The following is an 18,194-nucleotide window of genomic DNA, read 5'->3' as shown; positions in this document are numbered from 1 at the left end:
GCGCGTTCCTCGTCCGGATAGCTCTCCGCGATGCGAGCTTCGGCGAGGCGTGCGAGGGCGGCGGCGGTGACCATCGCGATGAGATCCTTGAGTTTGAGGACGCCACCTTCGCGTGTTTTGAACGGCTTGCCGTCGGTGCCGTTCATCGTGCCGAAGGCAATATGCTCGAGGACGACATTATCGGGAACGACTCCGGTGAGCCTCGCAGCCCGGAACACCTGGATGAAATGCAGGGCCTGCCTCGCGTCGACGACATAGAGGATGTCTTCTGCCCCCAGCTCGGTGATCCGCTGGTCGAGGGTGGCGAGGTCGGTTGTCGTGTACAGGTAGGAACCGTCGGACTTCGTCAGGAGCATAGGAGGAATGTCCATCTGGTCGCCCTCCTCTGCGACCGGCACCACGAGAGCACCGTCACTCATCACGGCGCGACCGGAAGACTTGATGCGTTCGAGGAGCGGTGCGATTCGATCGTGGACCGTGCTCTCGCCGTACCACAGGTCGAATCTCACTCCCAGGGCCTCGAAGTCGGCACGTTGTGCGCTGATGGAGACATTCGCGAAATGTTGCCAAAGTGCCCGGTAACCGGGTCGTCCATTCTGCAGTTCGGTGGTTGCCCGGCGAGCACGCTCCGCTTCGGCTTCGTCTTCTGCGACGCGCGCCGCCACTGTCGGATACATCTCGTGGAGGTCATCGAGGGTCACGGGCGACTCGGTCGGGTAGGGGCCACTGAAGGATGCGTCGAAGTAGGGAAGGTCCGGGTATCGGCGCTCCACCTCGATGATCAGCATTCCCATCTGCGTTCCCCAGTCACCCAAGTGGATATCGCTGGTGACGTCGTGACCGAGGAATCGAAGGAGGCGCTGGAGAGAGTCGCCGATGATCGTGGACCGGAGGTGACCGACGTGCATCGCCTTTGCAACGGTGGGACCACCAAAGTCGACGATGTAACGGACGGGATGCTCCACCAGGGTGCAGCCGCACCGCTCATCGTCCACGGCCGCCTGGGTCACCGCAGCAATTGCAGCATCGGTCAGCGTCAGGTTGATGAATCCGGGCCCGGCGATCGACACTGCGGCGAACATCTCCGTGGCCGTGAGGGCGTCAATGACGGTCTGGGCGATCTCACGTGGGTTCCTGCCGACGCTGCGGGCAGCCGCCAGTGCGCCGTTGCACTGGAACTGGCCCAGGTCGGGCCGTTTGGAGACGGCCACGGACCCATAGGAACGGTCGACCCCGGCGACTTCGAAGGCGTCACCGACGATTTCTGAAAGACGCGCGAGCAAAGACATGGATCGCAAGGGTACCCGCTGTCGGGCCCCGGGTCGCCGTGCACCGTTCCGATCAGTACTTGTACAGCTCCAACGCGTGCTCGACGATGCCGGCCGTGTTGGGCATGATCATCGCCTCGAGCTTGGCGTTGAACGGGAATGTCGGCACATCGGGGCTGGCGTAGCGGCGGACCGGTGCATCCAAGTGCTCGAACGCCTTGTCCACGATCTGTGCCGCGAGCTCGGCCCCATATCCACCGAACTCGTTGTCCTCGTGCACGATGAGTACCCGTGTGGTCTTTTCGACGGAGGCCTCGATGGTCGGCCAATCGAGGGGTTTCAGCGTCCTCAGGTCGATGATCTCGGCGGAGACACCGTGCTCTGCAAGCTGATCGGCGGCTTCCAGGGCGAACCGTGCCATGGTCCCGTAGGCGAGAATCGTGAGATCGGTACCCGCCCTGCGAATGGCGGCCTTGCCGAGCGGAATGCGATACTCCCCGGCCGGGAACGGGCCCGTTGCCAGTCGATACAGTTTCTTCGGTTCGAGGAACAGCACCGGATCCGGATCTTCCGCTGCAGACCAGAGCAGGCCTTTGGCGTCGGCCGGCGTCGACGGGATCACCACCTTCAGTCCGGGGATGTGGGCGTAGAACGCCTCGACCGATTGCGAGTGGTAGAGGGCGCCGCGGATGCCGCCGCCGTACGGCGCACGGATCACCATCGGACACCGCCATCTGCCCTTTGTGCGGTAGTGGATGCGGGCAACCTCCGAGACGATCTGGTCGAAGGCGGGATGGATGAAGTCCGCGAACTCGATCTCGACGAGCGGCTTCTTGCCGGCCGCTGCCATACCGACGCCGACACCGACGATGAGAGATTCGGCGAGCGGCATGTTGAAGCTGCGGTCACTTCCGAAAGCGACCTCGAGTCCCTGCGTGGCCTTGAATACGCCACCCTTCGGGTCGGCGACGTCCTCACCGAAGACCACTGTCTCGGGATGGCGCTCCATGATCTCATGCAGCGTACGGTTGATGGCCGAAATGAGATTGGTTTCTTCGCCTTCGATCGGCGCTTCCGGTGCCACGGCCGGCTGTGCCGGAGTGATCGGATTCATGTACACCACCGAAAACGGATCGTCGGGATCCGGGGCGGCCTCGACCGTGTCGACGGCCCTTTTGAGCTCTTGGGCGATCTCCGCTTCCATGCGCTCGTCGTCCTCGTCGCTCAGCAGGCGGGTCTCGATGAGGTATTGCCGGAGCTGACTGAGCGGGTCGCGCCGTTTCCACGCTTCGACTTCCTCGCGGCTGCGGTACAGCGTGTCGTCGTCGTCCGATGTGTGCGCGTAGTAGCGATACGTTCTTGCTTCGATCAGGGTCGGTCCGTCACCTCTGCGAGCGCGATCCGCAGCGTCCTTCGTGACTTTGTATACGGCGAGGGGATCGTTGCCGTCGACCAGCACCCCGTGGACGCCGTAGCCGACTGCCCTGGCCGAGATGCGCCCGCCGACTTCCTCTCGTTCGGGTACGGAGATGGCGTACTGGTTGTTCTCGATGAGGACGATCAGCGGCAGGGAGTGGATCCCGGCGAAGTTCATCATTTCATGCCAGTCGCCTTCAGAGGTGGACCCTTCACCGCCGGACACGAACACGATCGCCCCGGTGCCGTCTTGCTGGACCACTTTGGCGATGCCTGCTGCGTGCGGATACTGCGTCGCTATGGGTGAGGAGTGGGAGAAGATACGACGTTCGCGCAACGACCAGTGCGATGGCATCTGGCGCCCCTCGCTCGAGGGGTCTCCGGCCTTGGCCATGACTCCGAGAAGCACCTGTTCAGGTGTCATGCCCCATGCGAGCACGGTGCCGAGATCTCGGTAGTACGGGAGGGCCCAGTCGATGTCGGGGTTCATCGCCATCACTGGAGGAACCTGTGATCCCTCCTGCCCGGAAGCGGAAACTACGAACGCGGCCCGCCCCTGGCGGTTCAGTGCCCAGATCCGTTCGTCGAGTCTTCGAGCGAGCAGGATCCCCCGATACATGTCGATGACCTGCTCGTCAGTTAGGCCCAAGGCCTTGTGATTGTCCTGTAACTCGGCAACGACTTCCACCGTTTCTCCCTTCAGTCGCCGTCGATCCCGCCGCATCCGACGGTGGCGGGCGTGCATTGATGCCCAGAGAAAGACTTGGTCCCGCCTGCGGCGGGACCTGATGCTGTGGAGCGGGTTGTGCGAATGATACGAAGTCGTAGGGCGACCTCGATGTTGAGGAGGACTTCGTCGTAGACCGCTACGCCCATTCGCGACTGCTCCTTCCGATTGTCCGATGTCAACAGTGTAGTGGCTGAGTGAGTGCCTCTTCCCGGGAACGCCCTGTGCCCCCTGTGTCTTCCAACGATTACGGCTGAGTAGCATGCCGGCTGTGATTCGGACAGCCTTTTTGCGCGTGTACCTTCCCGAGCGAGCTCTGCCGGGACAGGTCGTCGTTGTCGACCATCCGCCAATGCCTCAGGTGGCTGCAGGCGCTTTCGGTCTCCTGGCGGAACCGATGCAAGACGACGCGCTCCTCGCCGAGTGGCGGGGAACCCGGTTCCTCTGCCCGCGTTTCCCCCGAATTCGTGTGCTGGAAGGCTTGCTTGCCTTTCACCATGCGTATTCGGACATCGGTGGTGACGTGATCGTGCCCGAGCAGGTGGCTGCCAGGGCGGCCGACGAACTTGCCCGTCTTCACGATCGCCAGCCGTCGGTCCGGTCGCACATCCTCACGGCTGCCTGGCATGTGCCCTTGCGCTGGTTCGTGGCGTTCGATTCGACAGAACGCGAACTGGTTTCACGACTCGATGGAACGTCGATTCGGTATCGGACTTCACTGGTGCAGGCAACCGACCGGGTGGCTTCAGCGCTCGACACGCTGCGGGGGGCCGGGTTCGACTACGTGGTCACGGAGGAACTCGACGAGTTTCGAGGCTGGCTGGACGACTTTCCCGCTGCGTCGATGGTGGAGTTGGACTACGGGTCCGTCGCCGAGTTCTTCGCAGATGGCGAGCTGGTGTTCGACGAAACGGCTGCAGAGGTGCATGCATCTTTGGAAGCTCTGGATGTGGGCGACCTCAAGACGGCGGGGGACCGTTACGGAGAAGCGGTGGCCCGCTGGGCGCCGTTGATGGCAGTCATCCACAGCAACTAGGAGATTGCTGAGTGATGCCGGTGTGAAGCCAGGCAGGCCCCGTTCGACCCAGGACTCCCTCCACCGCTGGGCGGCACCTCCCAAGACCCCCTCCGTCCTCGGCCAGAGCTCCGAGGACACCTCCCCCCCAGTGAGCGAAGCGAGTTGTCTCTCCCCCCAGTGAGCGAAGCGAGCGTTGGGGGGAGTACGGCGAAGCCGACCGGGGCCGGCGGAGCCTGGCGTAATGATTGGGGATCGAGGCGTCAGCGGATGCCGGTGGTAGAAGCGAGAACGGCGACCTGCCAGGGTGAAAGTCGCCGTTGTCGCGGGCAGCCCATCCAGGAACGGACTGACCTGGCGAGCCTACTCAGCGGTGAGTCGATGTCGAGTCGGCGAGTAACAAGTGTGAAAAGAGGCGTTTCGTCCGCCTAACGGTGCCGGCACGAGACTGCCCCCCAGGTCCGGGACCTGGGGTTTTGCTGGTGGCCAGGGGCAGAATCGAACTGCCGACCCCAGGTTTTTCAGACCTGTGCTCTTCCTACTGAGCTACCTGGCCGAGCAGATTGGCGGGGACGACGGGATTTGAACCCGCGACCTCCGGCTTGACAGGCCGGCGTGAACTCCAGGCTTCACCACGCCCCCAAGACCGCTCCACGGCGCAGCCGTGTAGACGGCGGCAGTATAGGGGGTCTCGAACACGCCCGGGTTCGTCATCCGTGCCGCAGCAGGATCTTGCCGAACTGATCTTTCCCTTGCATGCGGCCCAGAGCCGAGGGGAGGTCGTCGAAACCGAAGACGGAGTCGACGAGTACCGGCACCCGCCCTGTGGCAACGAGGCGTGTCGTCGATGCGAACTCACCGAAGTCGTACATGGTCGACCCGATGATCTCGAGCTGTTTGAAGAACAATCTCGGAACGGTGAGCTCCACGGTCGTTCCTCCCGTTGCTCCACAGGTGACGAGACGGCCGCCCTTTTCGAGGGAGCGAATGGAAGTGTCCCACGTCGGCTTCCCCACGTTCTCGAGTACGACATTCGCGCCGGCGCCGATGGCGGCCTTGAGAGCGCGGTCATAGCTCTCATCAGAAAGGAAGCCGCCGTCCGCTCCCAGTGAGATCGCCTTCTCGATCTTCTCTGGGTCCCGGGAGGTGACATACACGTTTGCTCCCATCGCCTTGCCGATGAGCATTCCTGCGCTCGAGACACCACCTCCGACGCCGATGACCAGCAGCGTTTCACCACCCTGGAGACGGGCCCTGTGCAACATGCGGTATGCGGTGCCGTAGGCGAGGCCGTACGCGCCCGCCTCCTCCCAGCTCAGGGAGGAAGGCTTCGCCGTGATGTTGTGGGCCGGGACAACGACCTGCTCAGCGAAGGTCCCCCAGCGGTGTTCACCGAGGATCTGGTAGGTGTCACAGAATGGTGTGTCGCCGCGCAGACACGCTGCGCAGTGTCCACACGAGAGAGACGGGTTGACGATGACTTCGTCGCCGATGGCCATTCCGGCGACATCTGCACCGAGGGCGTCGATGACGCCTGAACCGTCCGCGCCGGCAACGTGGGGGAGCGGGGGTTTCGGCATCCCCATGGACGACCAGATGTCGAGATGGTTGAGGGCCGAGATTTGCAGGCGAACACGGACTTCACCGGGCCCGGGGCTCGGAGTTTCGACCTCCTCGAGGGTGAAGGATTCCGGTCCGCCGATGTCGTGAAGGAGCCAAGCTTTCATGACAGGCAGCGTAGTAGCGGCCTGTCGCCGGGTCAGCTCCAGAACGTCTCAATCATTCTGAGGACCCGCTGAACCTCGTGTACGGGGCATGTCGACGACGGTTCTCGGCAGTGCCGGCCCTTTCCAGGCACGACGGTCGGACGCTTCGAGCTGTTCGTCCTCAGAGCGCTTCAAACGCCTCGGCGAACTCGGGCGGGAAGCGGGTCGGCTTGCCGTCGAGGCCGGTGACCGCCGCGCGGATCTCGAGCGTCGCGATCAACGTGTCGTCTCGGAACATTCGCTGCCGCCATATGGACGACGCCCGACGGCGCTCTACGAGCTCGGACTCGATACGCAGCGTATCCCCGGAGACCGCGGGGCGAATGAATCGGGCATTCATCTCGACGACCACCAGGTGGATGCCTGCGGCCGACATTTGATCCATGCCGAGTCCCACCGCTTCGAGGGCCTCGATGCGAGCGGTTTCGAAGTAGCCGAAGTACGCGGTGTGGTTCACGTGGCTGTAGGGGTCCAGTTCATAGAAGCGGACCTTGATGGTCGTCGTGCGTGCCATGAGTGGACAGGCTAATGCAGGCGCTCTCGCGTGGTCGTAGCATTGCGCCCGGGAGAGGAGGCTCCAGATGCTGCCATGGCTCAACGTTGCGGTGATGATCGGCGCCACGATCTTGACGTTTGCCTTCTATGTGGCGAGTGTCGGGCCGGCGGCGTTGTCGCGACAGATCGGTGCGGAAGCCGCCTATCGGAGGTGCACACGGTTCCGGATCCTCTCCGCGGTGATGATGACGGTCGTGGGGATCAACTACGTGGTGTATGCGTTCTTCCCGTTGCCGTGGTCGTTCCCGAAGACGCTTCCGTGGCCCTACTGGGTGTCCGCGCTGATCGCCGTCGTGATCGCCATTCCTTCGGGCATCGTGTTCGCCCGCGGGATGAGAGACGCCGGCGAGGAGACCATGGTTCTTAAGGAACAGCACACCATGTACGGCGGAATCTACAAGAAGATCAGGCATCCACAGGCTGCGGGCGAGGTCTGGTACTGGTGGGTGATTGCCTTCCTATGCCACTCACCCTTCCTGGCGGTCTACTCGTTCGTGTGGCTTCCACTGTTTCACTTCATGTCGCGGGCGGAGGAGCGTGACCTGTTGATCAGATACGGGGACGACTACCGGGCCTACATGGAACGCACGGGCATGTATCTCCCAAGACGGGCGCACACCGGCTCATAGGCCGACGACTCCGTCGGGGTCGATGCGGAAACGGATCGATGTGCCGGGCTCCTCGGCGTGGTCGAGTTCGGCCTGGAGGATCGTCCCGTCGGGCATCTCGAGATGGGTCGTGTAGTGGCCTCCCCTGAAGCTGCGTTGCGCGACGACAGCTTCGAGCGGACCGTTTGTCGTGATGGCATCCTGTCTGATGATCACTTGGCCGGCGCCGTCGGAGACTCCTGGGGCTTCGAACGTGCCCCACGGTGCGGTGGCGATCCCGCCGGACACGTTGACCGTGACCACGTTGGCGAACCCGAGAAACCGGGCCACCCACGCGTCCACCGGTGCTCGCCACACCTGCTCGGGAGTACCAGCTTGCGCAACTGTGCCATCTCGTAGGATGACGATCCAGTCGGCGATCCCAAATGCCTCCTCCTGGTCGTGGGTGACGTAGATCGCGGTGATGTTGTGAGTCACGAAGAGATCTCTGAGCTCCGGAACGATCCGCTCTCTCAACGTCCGGTCGAGAGATCCGACCGGCTCGTCGAGCATCAGGACCTTCGGCTCGGGAGCGAGCGAACGAGCCAGGGCGACCCGCTGCTGTTCCCCGCCGGAGAGATGTCCCACGCCGCGATGCTCGTAGCCTGCAAGCCCGACCCAGCCGAGTACTTCTGCGACTCTGCGGTCCACATCGGGGCGGTCCTCGATACCGAAGGCGACGTTTGCGCCGACTGTCATATGCGGAAACAGGGCGTAGTCCTGGAACATCAGCCCGAAGCCTCGTGCGTGCGGCGGTGTGTGGTCGAGCAACTTGCCGTCCCAGGCGATGGACCCGGAGTCGAAGCGCTGCAGGCCGGCGATGGTTCGCAGCAGCGTCGTCTTTCCACTTCCGCTGGGACCGAGGATCGCGACGACCGTTCCGTCCGTCACGGTGAGGTTCACATCGTGGAGGAATGGCACTCCTTCGAAGGAGACGGCGAGGTCCTTCACTTCGAGCATCAGAAGTCACCTAACTCGCCGAAGCGGAACCGCTCGATGAGGAGTATCGAGAGTGCGGTCAGCACCATGAGCACCGTTGCGAGCGCCAGCGCTTGATCGAGGGTGCCTGGCCGCCCGAGCAGACGGAAGATCGCGATCGGCAACGTGGGTGTCGCCGGCCGGGCAATGAAACTGGTGGCACCGAACTCTCCGAGAGATATGGCGAACGCGAACCCTGCGCCTACCAGTCCGGCGCGAAACACCATCGGGAGGTCGATCCGTCGCCACACGCGGGAAGGGGGAGCACCGAGCATTGCCGCAGCTTCGCGCAGCTTCTCCTTCACGGACCGCATTACCGGAACGGCGGTTCGCACGACGAACGGGATCGCGACGAGCGCGTGGGCGATCGGTATCAGCACCGGTGAGGTCCTCAGGTCGACCGGTCGCCCGAGCGCCACGAGGAAACCGAATCCGATCGTCACCGCAGACGTGCCGAGCGGGAGCATCAGCAGCACGTCGAAAGCTCTGGAGAGAAGGCCCGTCCGATAGGCAACGATTGCCGCAGCCGCCATGCCGACGGTCACTGCAATCACGGTCGCTGTGAGGGCGAAGAGGATCGAGTTTCGGATGGCTTCCACCGGCGGGACGAAGAGGGCGGATGTCGGTGTGGCGAGGGATCGGTAGGCAGCGAACCCGAACCCGGTGTCGGTCCGCAGGGAGCGTTCGATGAGTACTGCCAGAGGAGTTCCGAGGAAGAGACCGGTGAAGCCAAGGGTGGTACCGACGATGGCCCGGTCGCGCAAGGTCCTCGGCACTCGTGACACTTCCTGCGCCGGGCGGAGGGGCAGTTCGATCATGCGCCGCTGCTGGTAGCGCGAGTACGCGAACAGGATCGAGGTGACGCCGACGAGTTGAATCACGGCGAGCGCACTCGCGATCGGCAACTGCAGATACGAGATTGTCTGGCGCCAGATCTCGACTTCGATCGTGGCGAAGCGGAGGCCTCCAAGGATGAGGATCACTCCGAAGGACGTGAAGGTGAACAGGAACACGATCGATCCTGCCGCCGCCAGCGCAGGTCGGAGCAGCGGCAATGTGACGGTACGGAACGTGCGCCACCGTCCCGCGCCCAGCATTCGTGCCGCCTCTTCGAGCCGAGGATCGAGATTCGCCCAAAACCCGCCGACGGTACGCACGACGATGGCGTAGTTGAAGAAGACATGGGCGATGAGGATCAGCCACACGGTGCCGCTGAGATCGATCAGTCCGGTCGGTCCGAGGAGCGCCAGAAAGGCCGTTCCGACGACGACGGTCGGGAGCACGAACGGAACGGTGATTGCCGCACGAAGCACGCTCTTGCCCGGGAACCGGTACCGCGCGAAGACATATGCCGCCGGCAACGCGACGACCAGGGTGAGCAGCATGGACGCGGTCGCCTGCCACACGGTGAACCAGATGGCGTTTCGCAGGGTGCCGCGGCGAAACACCTCGGCGAAAGGCGCCAGGTCGACGCGCCCCGCCTGGAGGAGACTCTTGGTGAGAATCGCTCCAAGCGGGTACGCGAAGAAGTAGCCAAGGAAAACCAGAGGGATCGCGACGAGGATGGCGCCGCCGACACGCTCTCGTAGACCGGCTGGGGATTTCACTTTCGTATGATCTCCGTCCAGTCCTCGATCCAGCGTTCCCTGTTCTGTTCGATGAGCGCCGGGTCCAGGGACTCCGGGTGCTCAGGCAGCGTTGTGAACTCGATGAACTCGGGTGGCAACGCGGCTTGGGAATTCGCAGGGAAGACGAACATGTTCAGGGGGATGTCCTCCTGGAACTCTTTCGAGAGCATGAAGTCGATGAGTTTCCGGGCGGCGTCCGGATGCTCGGTGCCCGCGAGGATCCCTGCGAACTCGATCTGACGGAAGCACCCGTCGGTGATGACGGCCGTCGGCGCGCTGGTGAGCGGGGTCTCGGAGAAGATCACCTCTGCCGGCGGGGACGACGCGTAGGAGACGACCAGGGGCCGTGTTCCATCCGACGCAGCGGAGAAGTCCGAGTAGTAGGCCTCCGTCCATCCGGCGTCGACCTTGACTCCGTTTGCCGCCAAGTCTGCCCAGAAGTCCTTCCAGGTGTAGTCGCCCTCCTCACCGAACTCGGCGATCGTTGCCAGCAGAAACGCCAAGCCGGGTGACGACGTCGCCGGATCTTCGACGACGAGCATGTCTCGATAGGCCGGGTCGGTCAGGTCGAGAAGTGAAGTTGGGGCTGGAACGTCTCCCTGGAACGCGGCCTTGTCGTAGTTGAGACAGACGTCGCCGAAGTCGATCGGGGTGACGTGGTGCTCGGGGTCGAGTTGGAGCGCCTTGGGCACCGTTGCCAGGCCCGGTGACGCATACGGATCGAAGATACCTTCCGACAAGGCCCGCGAGAGGAATGTGTTGTCGATGCCGAACATCACGTCCGCAATCGGGTTGTCCTTCGTGAGGATCGCCTGATTGAGCATCGTCCCGGCATCGTCCGACTGCAACAGCTTGACTTTGACACCGGTCTGGGAGGTGAAGTCTGCGAGGACATTGTCCGAGACGGCGAATGCATCGTGGGTGAGCAGGACGATTTCGGTGGGTTGGGCGGTGGTCTCTGCGGGTTGGGTGGTGCTCTCGCTTGTCGTGGTACTCGATTCCTTCGGTGCCGATCCTGTCGGGCTGCATGCCGCGACGATCAGGGTCAGTGCAATGGCGAGTCCGCCGAGACGGCGGACCTTTGGTGTTCTACGCATGGTGCCTCCTTTGTGTTCGGAGGCCAGGCTGAGACAGCTTCCTACGCCGGCATTATCCGGTCAGGTTCCAACGGTCGGAGACTCCAAGTCTCCTTCTCAGCCCGGTCAAACCGAGCTCCCGTGCGATATCGATTGTAGCGGAACCGGCGAGAGAGCCCGCGATCCCGACAAACCATCCGTTCTCGTGACGGTTGACTGGGATCATCCAGGTGAAGCGTCACCAGAACGGGAGAGGGGTCGCTCTCGCCTTCAGGTCCTGTCGGCAGCGCCTCCAACGAGCAGGGCCACTCCCAGGGCGATGACGGCTGCCGGCAGCAGGTAGTCCGAAGGAACGTCCCAAACCCCGGCCGCTTCGAGAAGGAAGACGACGCCGACGATGACGAAGAACACCCCGGCGGTAATGGAACCCTTCATCGTGATACTCCGATCTGCCCGGCAAAGGCGGAGACGTTCAATACCAGGGTTCGGTTGCTGTCTCCCGGCGATGTCTTGTCGAGACCTACGCCCACACCCGACCGCCGTTCCCCGAATGCGTTGATCTCTCCGAACAACGTGTTGGCGCTCACCTCGACGGTGACGTTATCTGGGACACGAATCTCGATTTCTCCGGCGAACACACTGACATCGACCTTGGTCGTCCCGGACGGCAGGTCGAGGTCGCGCAAGTCGAGGGTGAGACTGCCGGCAAACATGGAGGTGTCCTTGAGGTCGGTCATGCTGGCTATCCGTTCGTTCCGCTCACCGACTGCACTTCCGGTCGTGTTGACGCTGACGGCCGTGCCTCCACCTGCCATGAGCATGAGCGTCAGGATCACACCGAGAGCGATCAGACCACCGTGCCTGTGCCCCTTGGCGTCGGCGATGAGAGCCACGCCGATGATGACGAGGATGGCGGGGAGGATCCAGTCCCAGGCGAGGCGGTCGATGAGTCCTGCGGTCTGGAGGAACCATCCAATCCCGATCAGCAGGAGGATCAGGCCGAGGACGAGTCGCCCGGCCCGACCGTTCATCGTCTGCCTCCAACGATCACCGCCAGACCGATGATGATCACGATGACCGGCAGGATGAACTTGCTGATGCTTGGGACGATACGGTTGAGGATCATGAACCCACCGATGATGATCAGCGTGCTGCCAATCAGTACCGTTGCGCTGCTTGCCTGGCCGGTCGCCGGCCCGACGTTGTCGCCGGGCTTTTCCATCGGTATGGCGATCCACCCGATCAGATAGATCAGGAAACCCGAACCGCCTGCGACGAGCAAGATGAGCAGGATGATCCGGATGATCACCGAGTCGATGCCCAGATAGCGTCCCAAACCACCTGCGACTCCTGCGATGACCTTGTCGCTTGCACTTCGTCGGAGGACCTTCGGCGTGCTCGTCGGCGTCGGGCTCTCAGGCGTGCTCATGTGTTCCCTCCTGGCGTTGATTCCAACCTACTCGAGTACGCGCGACCGGTCTTCCCGTTCTGGCGACGCTGGAGCGTGACTATTCCCGCCGAGCGTCACGAGAACGAATCACCACCGGATCAGCATCGATGCCCAGGTGAATCCGCTGCCGAAGGATGCCGATGCCACCAGCATCCCCGGCTGCAGGACTTCGGCTTTCTCGGCCTCGTGAAGTCCGATCGGGATCGTTGCGGCGGTCGTGTTGGCAAACCGGTCGATTGTGTTGAACACCTTCTCCTCGGGAATCCCCATGCGTTGGGCGACGGCCTCGTTGATCCGGAGATTGGCCTGGTGAAAAACGAAGAGGTCGACGTCTTCGAGAGCGACACCGTTGGCCTCGATGGTCTCGGTGATCGCTTCCGGCATGCGCTTGATCGCGTTGACGTACACCTTGCGGCCGTTCATCTTGGGATAGATTTGGCCGCGGTCGATGATCTCGTAGGTCACCATGCGGTCACCGACGGCCATTCCTGGGGCCTCGACCCACAACTCTTCGGCAAACGTGCCGTCGGCGTGCAAATGTGTGGAGAAGACATGCGGATCGACCGCAGGGTCCTGGACGTCGGTGGCTTCCATGACGATCGCTCCGGCGCCATCCCCAAAGAGCACGGTGACATCGCGACCTTCAGAGCTGAGGTCGAGGCCTTTGGAGTGGATCTCGGCGCCTACGACGAGAACCCGGCGTGCCGATCCTGTTCGGATGTATTGGTCGGCCATCGAAGTGCCGTAGATGAATCCGGTGCACTGCTGGCGGACGTCGATCGCAGGGATGTCGGAGATTCCCAACTTGCGCTGGAGGAATACGCCGCTGCCGGGGAAGAAGTGATCCGGACTGATGGTCGCGAAGAAGATCATGTCCAGGTCCTCGGGGCCGACTCCTGCCGATGCGAGGGCCTGTCGGGACGCTTCCAGTGCCAGATCGGAGGTGGATGTGGAACCTTCCACCCAGTGTCGTTGCTTGATGCCGGTCCGCTGGGTGATCCACTCGTCGGACGTGTCGAAGAGCCGACTGAGGTCTTCGTTGGTGACGACCTTCGGCGGGACGTAGCTTCCGACGCCCGTGATTCGCGAACGGAGTGCCATGCAATCTGCCTTCCCGGATGGTGGGGGCATGGTATCGCGCGATGTGGAACCGGTCAGGTCGACTTGCGAATGTCCGGAGCCCCGAGACGAACCGCGTCGGCTGTACGGTCGTCGGGTTGGCGTTGAGAGTCTCGTTCGGCCTCAACCCGTGCGAGGTAGTAGGCCACCTCCTGCCGCCGGGTTTGCTCATCCCAGCCGAGCAAAGGCCCGATGAGCCGGGCGGCCTCTTCAGCGACGTCGGTTCCGCGGTCTTTGGTCTCGACCGAGATCCTGGTCCTTCGCGTGAGGACGTCGTCGAGATGCAGTGCTCCCTCATGGGAGGCCGCGTAGACGATCTCGGCTTTGAGGTATTCGCCGGAGAGCGTCTCGCCCAGCGTCGGGTCGGCATCGATCAGCCGGAAGATATCTTCGATCATCGAGCCGTACCGGTGCAGGAGGTGCTCGACGGTTTCGAGGGGGAGGCCTTGCTTCGCGGCGACCTGCTCCCTTCGGTCCCACAGGTCCCGGTAGCCCTCGGCTCCTGCAAGAGCGAGATCGTGCGTTGCTGATGGTGGTGTATCTGGACTGAGACTCTCTACTGCGGCGTCGATGGCATCCTTGGCCATGACCCGATAGGTGGTGTACTTGCCGCCCGCGACGGTGATGAGACCGGGTACAACCTCGGTGACCGCATGCTCACGGCTCAGCTTGGACGTCGAATCGGATTCGCCGTAGAGGAGGGGACGCAAGCCGGCGAACACACCTTCGACATCATCGTGACTGAGGGGTGGATCGATGACCTGGTTGATGTGCCTGAGCAGGTAGTCGATGTCCGTGCTCGAAGCGGCGGGGTGGGCGAGGTCCAGATCCCAGTCGGTGTCCGTCGTGCCGATGATCCAGTGGTCGTTCCAGGGTATGACGAACAGGACGCTCTTCTCGGTCTTGGTGATCAGGCCTGCGTCTCCACGGATGCGATCTCTGGGCACTACCAGGTGGATGCCTTTGGAGGAGCGCACGTGGATTGCCCCGCGACCCGCGAGGTCCTGGATCTTGTCGGTCCAGACGCCGGTGGCGTTGATGACGGCTCGGGCACTGATCGTGAAGGTCTCTCCACGTTCGAGACAGCGGGCCTCGACTCCGGTGACTCGATCACCGCCCTTGCGGAGTCCGGTGGCGGTCAGGCTGGGCGCAATGGCGGCACCAAGTCCTGCGGCGGTGCGCGCAACGGTCAGGACAAAGCGGGCGTCGTCCTCTTGCGCGTCCCAGTAGCGAATTGCCCCGACGAGGCTGTCCTTACGCAGGGAAGGGAAAAGCTCGATTGCACGTTTTCGGGAGAGCTGCTGGTGCCGTGGGAGCGGGTTGACGCCTGCTCTGGCGAACAGGTCGTACATCGTGACTCCGGCTCCCACGTAGAGCCGTTCCCAGACACGATGGGTGAGCGGGTAGAGGAACGAGACCGGGCGGACCAGGTGCGGGGCGATGCGGTCCAACAGGAGGCCGCGTTCGTGCAGCGCCTCCCACACGAGACGGAAGTTGAGTTGCTCGAGGTAGCGGAGGCCACCGTGGATGAGCTTGCTAGATCGGCTCGATGTTCCTGAAGCGAGGTCGCGTTGTTCGATCAGGCCAACCGAGAGACCGCGTGATGCGGCGTCGAGGGCAGCACCGGTCCCTGTGATTCCACCACCGATGACCAGCACGTCGAATGTTTCGTTCCGCAGCCGATCGAGGTCCCTGCTGCGTTGCGTCGGGTTGAGGGCGGTTGCCATGGTCGAAGACTAGGTGTGTTGTTCATGGAGATTGTCGACTGCACGAAGTGAGCCTCCCGGCTTCGCCGGCCCCGGTCGGCTTCGCCGTACTCCCCCCAACGCTCGCTTCGCTCGCTGGGGCGAGAAATGTTCGTTTCCTCCCCCAGGAGGCCCCCAGGGCCGACGTTGGGGGAGGAGGTGTCCCGCCAGGGACGGAGGGGGTCTTGGGAGGTGCCCTCCAAGGAGACGAATGGGCGGGTTCTCCGGACAGGTAGCCTTGGCATGTGTTGTCGAGGGCGGAGGCAGTGCGTGGAGGACCGAACGTTCATGATTCTTGGGGGGGCCGGCCTGGTCGGCTTCCAAGTTGCGCACCGTATCGCAACCGACTTGCGGCCGGAGCGGATCGTGCTCGTGTCGCTCTACGAAGAGGGGGTGGAGCAGGCGGTCGCAGACCTGCGTGCCCTGTTCCCCGAGAGTGACACCGAATTCGTTGGCGAGTGGGGGGACATCTTCGCTCGGGAAGCTTTTGCTCAGAGGTCTCGGGGCGATCTGCTCGAAGACGAAGACGCCCGAGAGGGCGTCTTCGATGATTTGCTGGGTCCGGTCGACGAGGCGTTCGAACGTTCCCGGTTGGCTCATCTGATCGATGAGCATCGCCCCGACGTGATCGTCGACGCGATCAACACGGCGACGGCGATCAGCTATCAGGACGTCTACACGTCGGCACGGGTCGCCAAGCGGAGCGTGGATCGGCTTCAGGAGGACCCGTCGTATCCGGCCGATGAGGTCGCGCACGATGTCGAGGCGCTGATTCTCTCCCAGGCGGTTCCGCAGCTGATTCGCCACGTGATGATCCTGGACAGGGCGATGCGAAAGGTCTCGACGCGCCTCTATCTCAAGATCGGGACGACGGGAACCGGAGGGATGGGGCTCAACGTCCCCTACACACATTCGGAGGATCGCCCCTCCGCGAAGCTGATGACCAAGGCATCGGTCGCATTTGCCCACACCGGTCTGCTGTTCCTCATGGCGCGCACGGCCGGTGGACCGATCGTCAAGGAGATCAAGCCTGCGGCGATGATCGGGTACGCGGACATCGACTACCGAACGATCTATGAGCGGGGTGAGCCCGTGCGGCGCTACGGCGCACGTGTCGAGCCGTTGGAGACGCGTCTTGCCCTGCGGGTGAGTCCCGACGAGTTCGAACGGGGGCCCGATCTACAGCTTCCCGTGGTGGGCACAGGGGAGAATGGCGTGTTCACGAAGGGTGAATTCGAGGCGATCACCGCGTTGCGGCAGATGGAGTTCGTGACTCCGGAAGAAGTCGCACAGATCTGTCTCCAGGAGATCACCGGCGACAACACGGGCCACGATGTCATCGCGGCAATGGACGGCTCGGTCGTGGATCCGAGTTATCGGGCCGGCGTGCTGCGCGAAGACGCACTGGTGAAACTACGCAAACTCGAAGAGGAGACCGGTACGCACAGCGTGGCGCTGGGCCAGCTCGGTCCGCCGGAGCTCTCCAAGTTGCTGTGGGAGGCCGAACTCCTCAAGCTCACATATCGGACGCTGCCCGCCGTCCTGGCAGCGACAGCCGAAGAGATCGCGACAGCGGCGACGGATTTGCTTGTGGAACATCCCGACCTGCGGGACACGATCACTTCGCTCGGGCTGCCCATCATCACCAAGGATGGGAGATCGTTGATCAGGGGCCCGCGCATCAGGATTCCCGAGGTTGCGGGTGAGACGGTCATTTCGTTGTCTCCGGAGGCGATCGATCGCTGGGCTGCCAAGGGATGGGTCGATCTGAGGCCGGCGAATTTCGTCGAGTGGCAGCGGAGGTTCCAGTTGATGCGTGACGCACGCAGCGGAAGGGCACAGCGAGGGTCCGCCGGCGTCGTGCAGACCGCCTATGCGACCGAGAACATCACGATTGGCGCGGTCGTCAGCTGGGTGCTGATCAACGAGCTGGGCGGATATCGGACGAAGTAGCCAAACGGAAGAGTGGGCCTCGGGGAGGCCCACTCTCTCGGCTGGAGGGCTGCGGTGTCAGCTGTTGCTCGATGACGAGCTGCCGCTCTCTTCGTCATCGTTGTCGTTGTTGACCTCGATGCTTATGTCGAGTTGACCGTTGTCGATCTCTGCTTCGAATTCGACTTCCACGGACCCGTTGCTGAACGTGATCTCGATCTGATCGGTCTCGGTGCGCATCTCGATGATCTCCCAGCCTGCATTCAGGCTGGTATCCAACAGTTCCAGGCTTCCGCCCGAGACGCTGATCTGGACCGAACCGGCGGTAACGACGGTGAACGTCTTGGTCATGTCCACGGCCGGGGTCGTGTCCTCTGACTCCTCGGTCGAGGAATCGTCAGACGAGGAGTCATGCGTCGTGGAGTCATCGCTTTCGAGCGAATCATGATCGTCGCTGGACGAATCCTCGACAGCATCACGAGAGACCTTGACGTAGAGCATCCCGTCCTCGAGCTCGGCTTCGAACTCGACTTCGAGCGACCCGCTCTGGAACTTCACCTCGACGCTGTCCACTTCCGTGGAGATGCTCGAGACTTCGAAACCATCGTTGGGCGTCGCCGAGATGAGTTCGAGCCCTGCATCACTGACCGCGATTTCGACTACACCGGCCTCGTCGACAGGGAAGGTTCCGCCTGTGGGCGCCACCTGGTCCGACGGGGAGTCCTCGCTCTCGAGGGAGTCGTCGGCGTCCTCGACGGAATCGTCGGAACTCGACGTCGTGGTCGTGGTTGAGCTGTCATCGACTGCAGACGATGTGCTCTCCTGCGAGTCGTCGGCTTCGATCTCGATTTCGAGTTCGGCCTCGGCTTCGG

The 18,194-nt window shown here is 63.0% G+C and carries 17 protein-coding genes, 2 tRNA genes and 1 riboswitch; of the genes, 3 read left to right on the top strand and 16 right to left on the bottom strand.

Features of this window, described 5'->3' with window-relative positions; genetic code table 11:
- The 3 genes from argS to GWP04_08510 form a co-directional block, all read right to left on the bottom strand.
- On the bottom strand, window positions 1-1,289 hold a 1,289-nt coding region (gene argS, locus GWP04_08520; GenBank protein NIA25600.1), incomplete at its 3' end, for an arginine--tRNA ligase.
- Window positions 1,290-1,341: 52 nt separating this feature from the next.
- A complete protein-coding gene (locus tag GWP04_08515) occupies window positions 1,342-3,372 on the bottom strand; it encodes a tungsten formylmethanofuran dehydrogenase (protein NIA25599.1) in 2,031 nt (676 codons plus the stop codon).
- A gap of 11 nt (window positions 3,373-3,383) precedes the next feature.
- Window positions 3,384-3,560, bottom strand: a complete 177-nt coding sequence (locus tag GWP04_08510; protein NIA25598.1) for a hypothetical protein — start codon at window positions 3,558-3,560, stop codon at window positions 3,384-3,386.
- 122 nt (window positions 3,561-3,682) lie between these two features.
- On the opposite strand from GWP04_08510, the gene GWP04_08505 reads away from it, so the two are divergent.
- Entirely contained in the window at window positions 3,683-4,447 is a 765-nt protein-coding gene (locus GWP04_08505; GenBank protein ID NIA25597.1) for a hypothetical protein, read from the top strand.
- Between the two features lie 459 nt (window positions 4,448-4,906).
- On the opposite strand, the gene GWP04_08500 is transcribed toward GWP04_08505, so the two are convergent.
- The 4 genes from GWP04_08500 to GWP04_08485 all read right to left on the bottom strand — a co-directional run bounded on the left by GWP04_08500 (window position 4,907) and on the right by GWP04_08485 (window position 6,706).
- Window positions 4,907-4,982 (bottom strand) — tRNA-Phe (locus tag GWP04_08500).
- Window positions 4,983-4,990: 8 nt separating this feature from the next.
- Window positions 4,991-5,068, bottom strand: a tRNA-Asp gene (locus GWP04_08495).
- A gap of 68 nt (window positions 5,069-5,136) precedes the next feature.
- Window positions 5,137-6,153 carry a zinc-binding dehydrogenase gene (locus GWP04_08490; GenBank protein NIA25596.1) on the bottom strand — a complete coding sequence of 339 codons (1,017 nt, stop codon included), beginning with the start codon at window positions 6,151-6,153 and terminating at the stop codon, window positions 5,137-5,139.
- Between the two features lie 160 nt (window positions 6,154-6,313).
- Entirely contained in the window at window positions 6,314-6,706 is a 393-nt protein-coding gene (locus tag GWP04_08485; GenBank protein ID NIA25595.1) for a YbgC/FadM family acyl-CoA thioesterase, read from the bottom strand.
- A 67-nt stretch (window positions 6,707-6,773) separates the two neighbouring features.
- On the opposite strand from GWP04_08485, the gene GWP04_08480 reads away from it, so the two are divergent.
- Complete coding sequence (locus GWP04_08480) at window positions 6,774-7,376, top strand: hypothetical protein (GenBank protein NIA25594.1); 603 nt, start codon at window positions 6,774-6,776, stop codon at window positions 7,374-7,376.
- Here GWP04_08480 and GWP04_08475 read toward each other — a convergent pair.
- The 8 genes from GWP04_08475 to GWP04_08440 all read right to left on the bottom strand — a co-directional run bounded on the left by GWP04_08475 (window position 7,371) and on the right by GWP04_08440 (window position 15,372).
- Window positions 7,371-8,354, bottom strand: coding sequence for an ATP-binding cassette domain-containing protein (locus GWP04_08475; protein ID NIA25593.1), 984 nt, complete (start codon window positions 8,352-8,354; stop codon window positions 7,371-7,373). The genes GWP04_08480 and GWP04_08475 overlap by 6 nt on opposite strands.
- Window positions 8,354-9,937: an ABC transporter permease subunit gene (locus GWP04_08470; GenBank protein NIA25592.1), complete on the bottom strand. Its 1,584-nt coding sequence runs from the start codon at window positions 9,935-9,937 to the stop codon at window positions 8,354-8,356. The genes GWP04_08475 and GWP04_08470 overlap by 1 nt, the downstream gene beginning before the upstream one ends.
- 38 nt (window positions 9,938-9,975) lie before the next feature.
- On the bottom strand, window positions 9,976-11,097 hold the full coding sequence (locus tag GWP04_08465) for a thiamine ABC transporter substrate-binding protein (protein ID NIA25591.1): 1,122 nt from the start codon (window positions 11,095-11,097) through the stop codon (window positions 9,976-9,978).
- A 21-nt stretch (window positions 11,098-11,118) separates the two neighbouring features.
- A riboswitch (TPP riboswitch) is annotated at window positions 11,119-11,229 on the bottom strand.
- Between the two features lie 117 nt (window positions 11,230-11,346).
- Window positions 11,347-11,511: a hypothetical protein gene (locus GWP04_08460; protein NIA25590.1), complete on the bottom strand. Its 165-nt coding sequence runs from the start codon at window positions 11,509-11,511 to the stop codon at window positions 11,347-11,349.
- Complete coding sequence (locus GWP04_08455) at window positions 11,508-12,107, bottom strand: hypothetical protein (GenBank protein NIA25589.1); 600 nt, start codon at window positions 12,105-12,107, stop codon at window positions 11,508-11,510. The genes GWP04_08460 and GWP04_08455 overlap by 4 nt, the downstream gene beginning before the upstream one ends.
- Complete coding sequence (locus tag GWP04_08450) at window positions 12,104-12,505, bottom strand: PspC domain-containing protein (GenBank protein ID NIA25588.1); 402 nt, start codon at window positions 12,503-12,505, stop codon at window positions 12,104-12,106. The genes GWP04_08455 and GWP04_08450 overlap by 4 nt, the downstream gene beginning before the upstream one ends.
- Before the next feature lie 108 nt (window positions 12,506-12,613).
- Window positions 12,614-13,627 carry a beta-ketoacyl-ACP synthase III gene (gene fabH / locus GWP04_08445; GenBank protein ID NIA25587.1) on the bottom strand — a complete coding sequence of 338 codons (1,014 nt, stop codon included), beginning with the start codon at window positions 13,625-13,627 and terminating at the stop codon, window positions 12,614-12,616.
- A 53-nt stretch (window positions 13,628-13,680) separates the two neighbouring features.
- On the bottom strand, window positions 13,681-15,372 hold the full coding sequence (locus tag GWP04_08440) for an FAD-dependent oxidoreductase (protein ID NIA25586.1): 1,692 nt from the start codon (window positions 15,370-15,372) through the stop codon (window positions 13,681-13,683).
- 261 nt (window positions 15,373-15,633) lie between these two features.
- On the opposite strand from GWP04_08440, the gene GWP04_08435 reads away from it, so the two are divergent.
- A complete protein-coding gene (locus GWP04_08435; GenBank protein NIA25585.1) occupies window positions 15,634-17,343 on the top strand; it encodes a hypothetical protein in 1,710 nt (569 codons plus the stop codon).
- 57 nt (window positions 17,344-17,400) lie between these two features.
- Here GWP04_08435 and GWP04_08430 read toward each other — a convergent pair.
- On the bottom strand, window positions 17,401-18,194 hold a 794-nt coding region (locus GWP04_08430; GenBank protein NIA25584.1), incomplete at its 5' end, for a hypothetical protein.

Source organism: Gammaproteobacteria bacterium, assembly GCA_011682695.1.
GTDB lineage: Bacteria > Actinomycetota > Acidimicrobiia > Spongiisociales > UBA4744 > BMS3Bbin01.
The sequence above is the reverse complement of the archived record's forward strand: the minus strand, read 5'-3'. Positions and strand labels throughout refer to the sequence as shown.

Bases quoted from the DNA above. Each gene is read 5' to 3' on its own strand.
- fabH (NIA25587.1), bottom strand. From the start codon at position 13,627: ATGGCACTCCGTTCGCGAATCACGGGCGTCGGAAGCTACGTCCCGCCG.
- GWP04_08460 (NIA25590.1), bottom strand. From the start codon at position 11,511: ATGAAGGGTTCCATTACCGCCGGGGTGTTCTTCGTCATCGTCGGCGTC.
- GWP04_08440 (NIA25586.1), bottom strand. From the start codon at position 15,372: ATGGCAACCGCCCTCAACCCGACGCAACGCAGCAGGGACCTCGATCGG.
- GWP04_08480 (NIA25594.1), top strand. From the start codon at position 6,774: ATGCTGCCATGGCTCAACGTTGCGGTGATGATCGGCGCCACGATCTTG.
- GWP04_08510 (NIA25598.1), bottom strand. From the start codon at position 3,560: ATGGGCGTAGCGGTCTACGACGAAGTCCTCCTCAACATCGAGGTCGCC.
- GWP04_08455 (NIA25589.1), bottom strand. From the start codon at position 12,107: ATGAACGGTCGGGCCGGGCGACTCGTCCTCGGCCTGATCCTCCTGCTG.
- GWP04_08475 (NIA25593.1), bottom strand. From the start codon at position 8,354: ATGCTCGAAGTGAAGGACCTCGCCGTCTCCTTCGAAGGAGTGCCATTC.
- GWP04_08465 (NIA25591.1), bottom strand. From the start codon at position 11,097: ATGCGTAGAACACCAAAGGTCCGCCGTCTCGGCGGACTCGCCATTGCA.
- GWP04_08490 (NIA25596.1), bottom strand. From the start codon at position 6,153: ATGAAAGCTTGGCTCCTTCACGACATCGGCGGACCGGAATCCTTCACC.
- GWP04_08485 (NIA25595.1), bottom strand. From the start codon at position 6,706: ATGGCACGCACGACGACCATCAAGGTCCGCTTCTATGAACTGGACCCC.
- GWP04_08435 (NIA25585.1), top strand. From the start codon at position 15,634: ATGTGTTGTCGAGGGCGGAGGCAGTGCGTGGAGGACCGAACGTTCATG.
- GWP04_08450 (NIA25588.1), bottom strand. From the start codon at position 12,505: ATGAGCACGCCTGAGAGCCCGACGCCGACGAGCACGCCGAAGGTCCTC.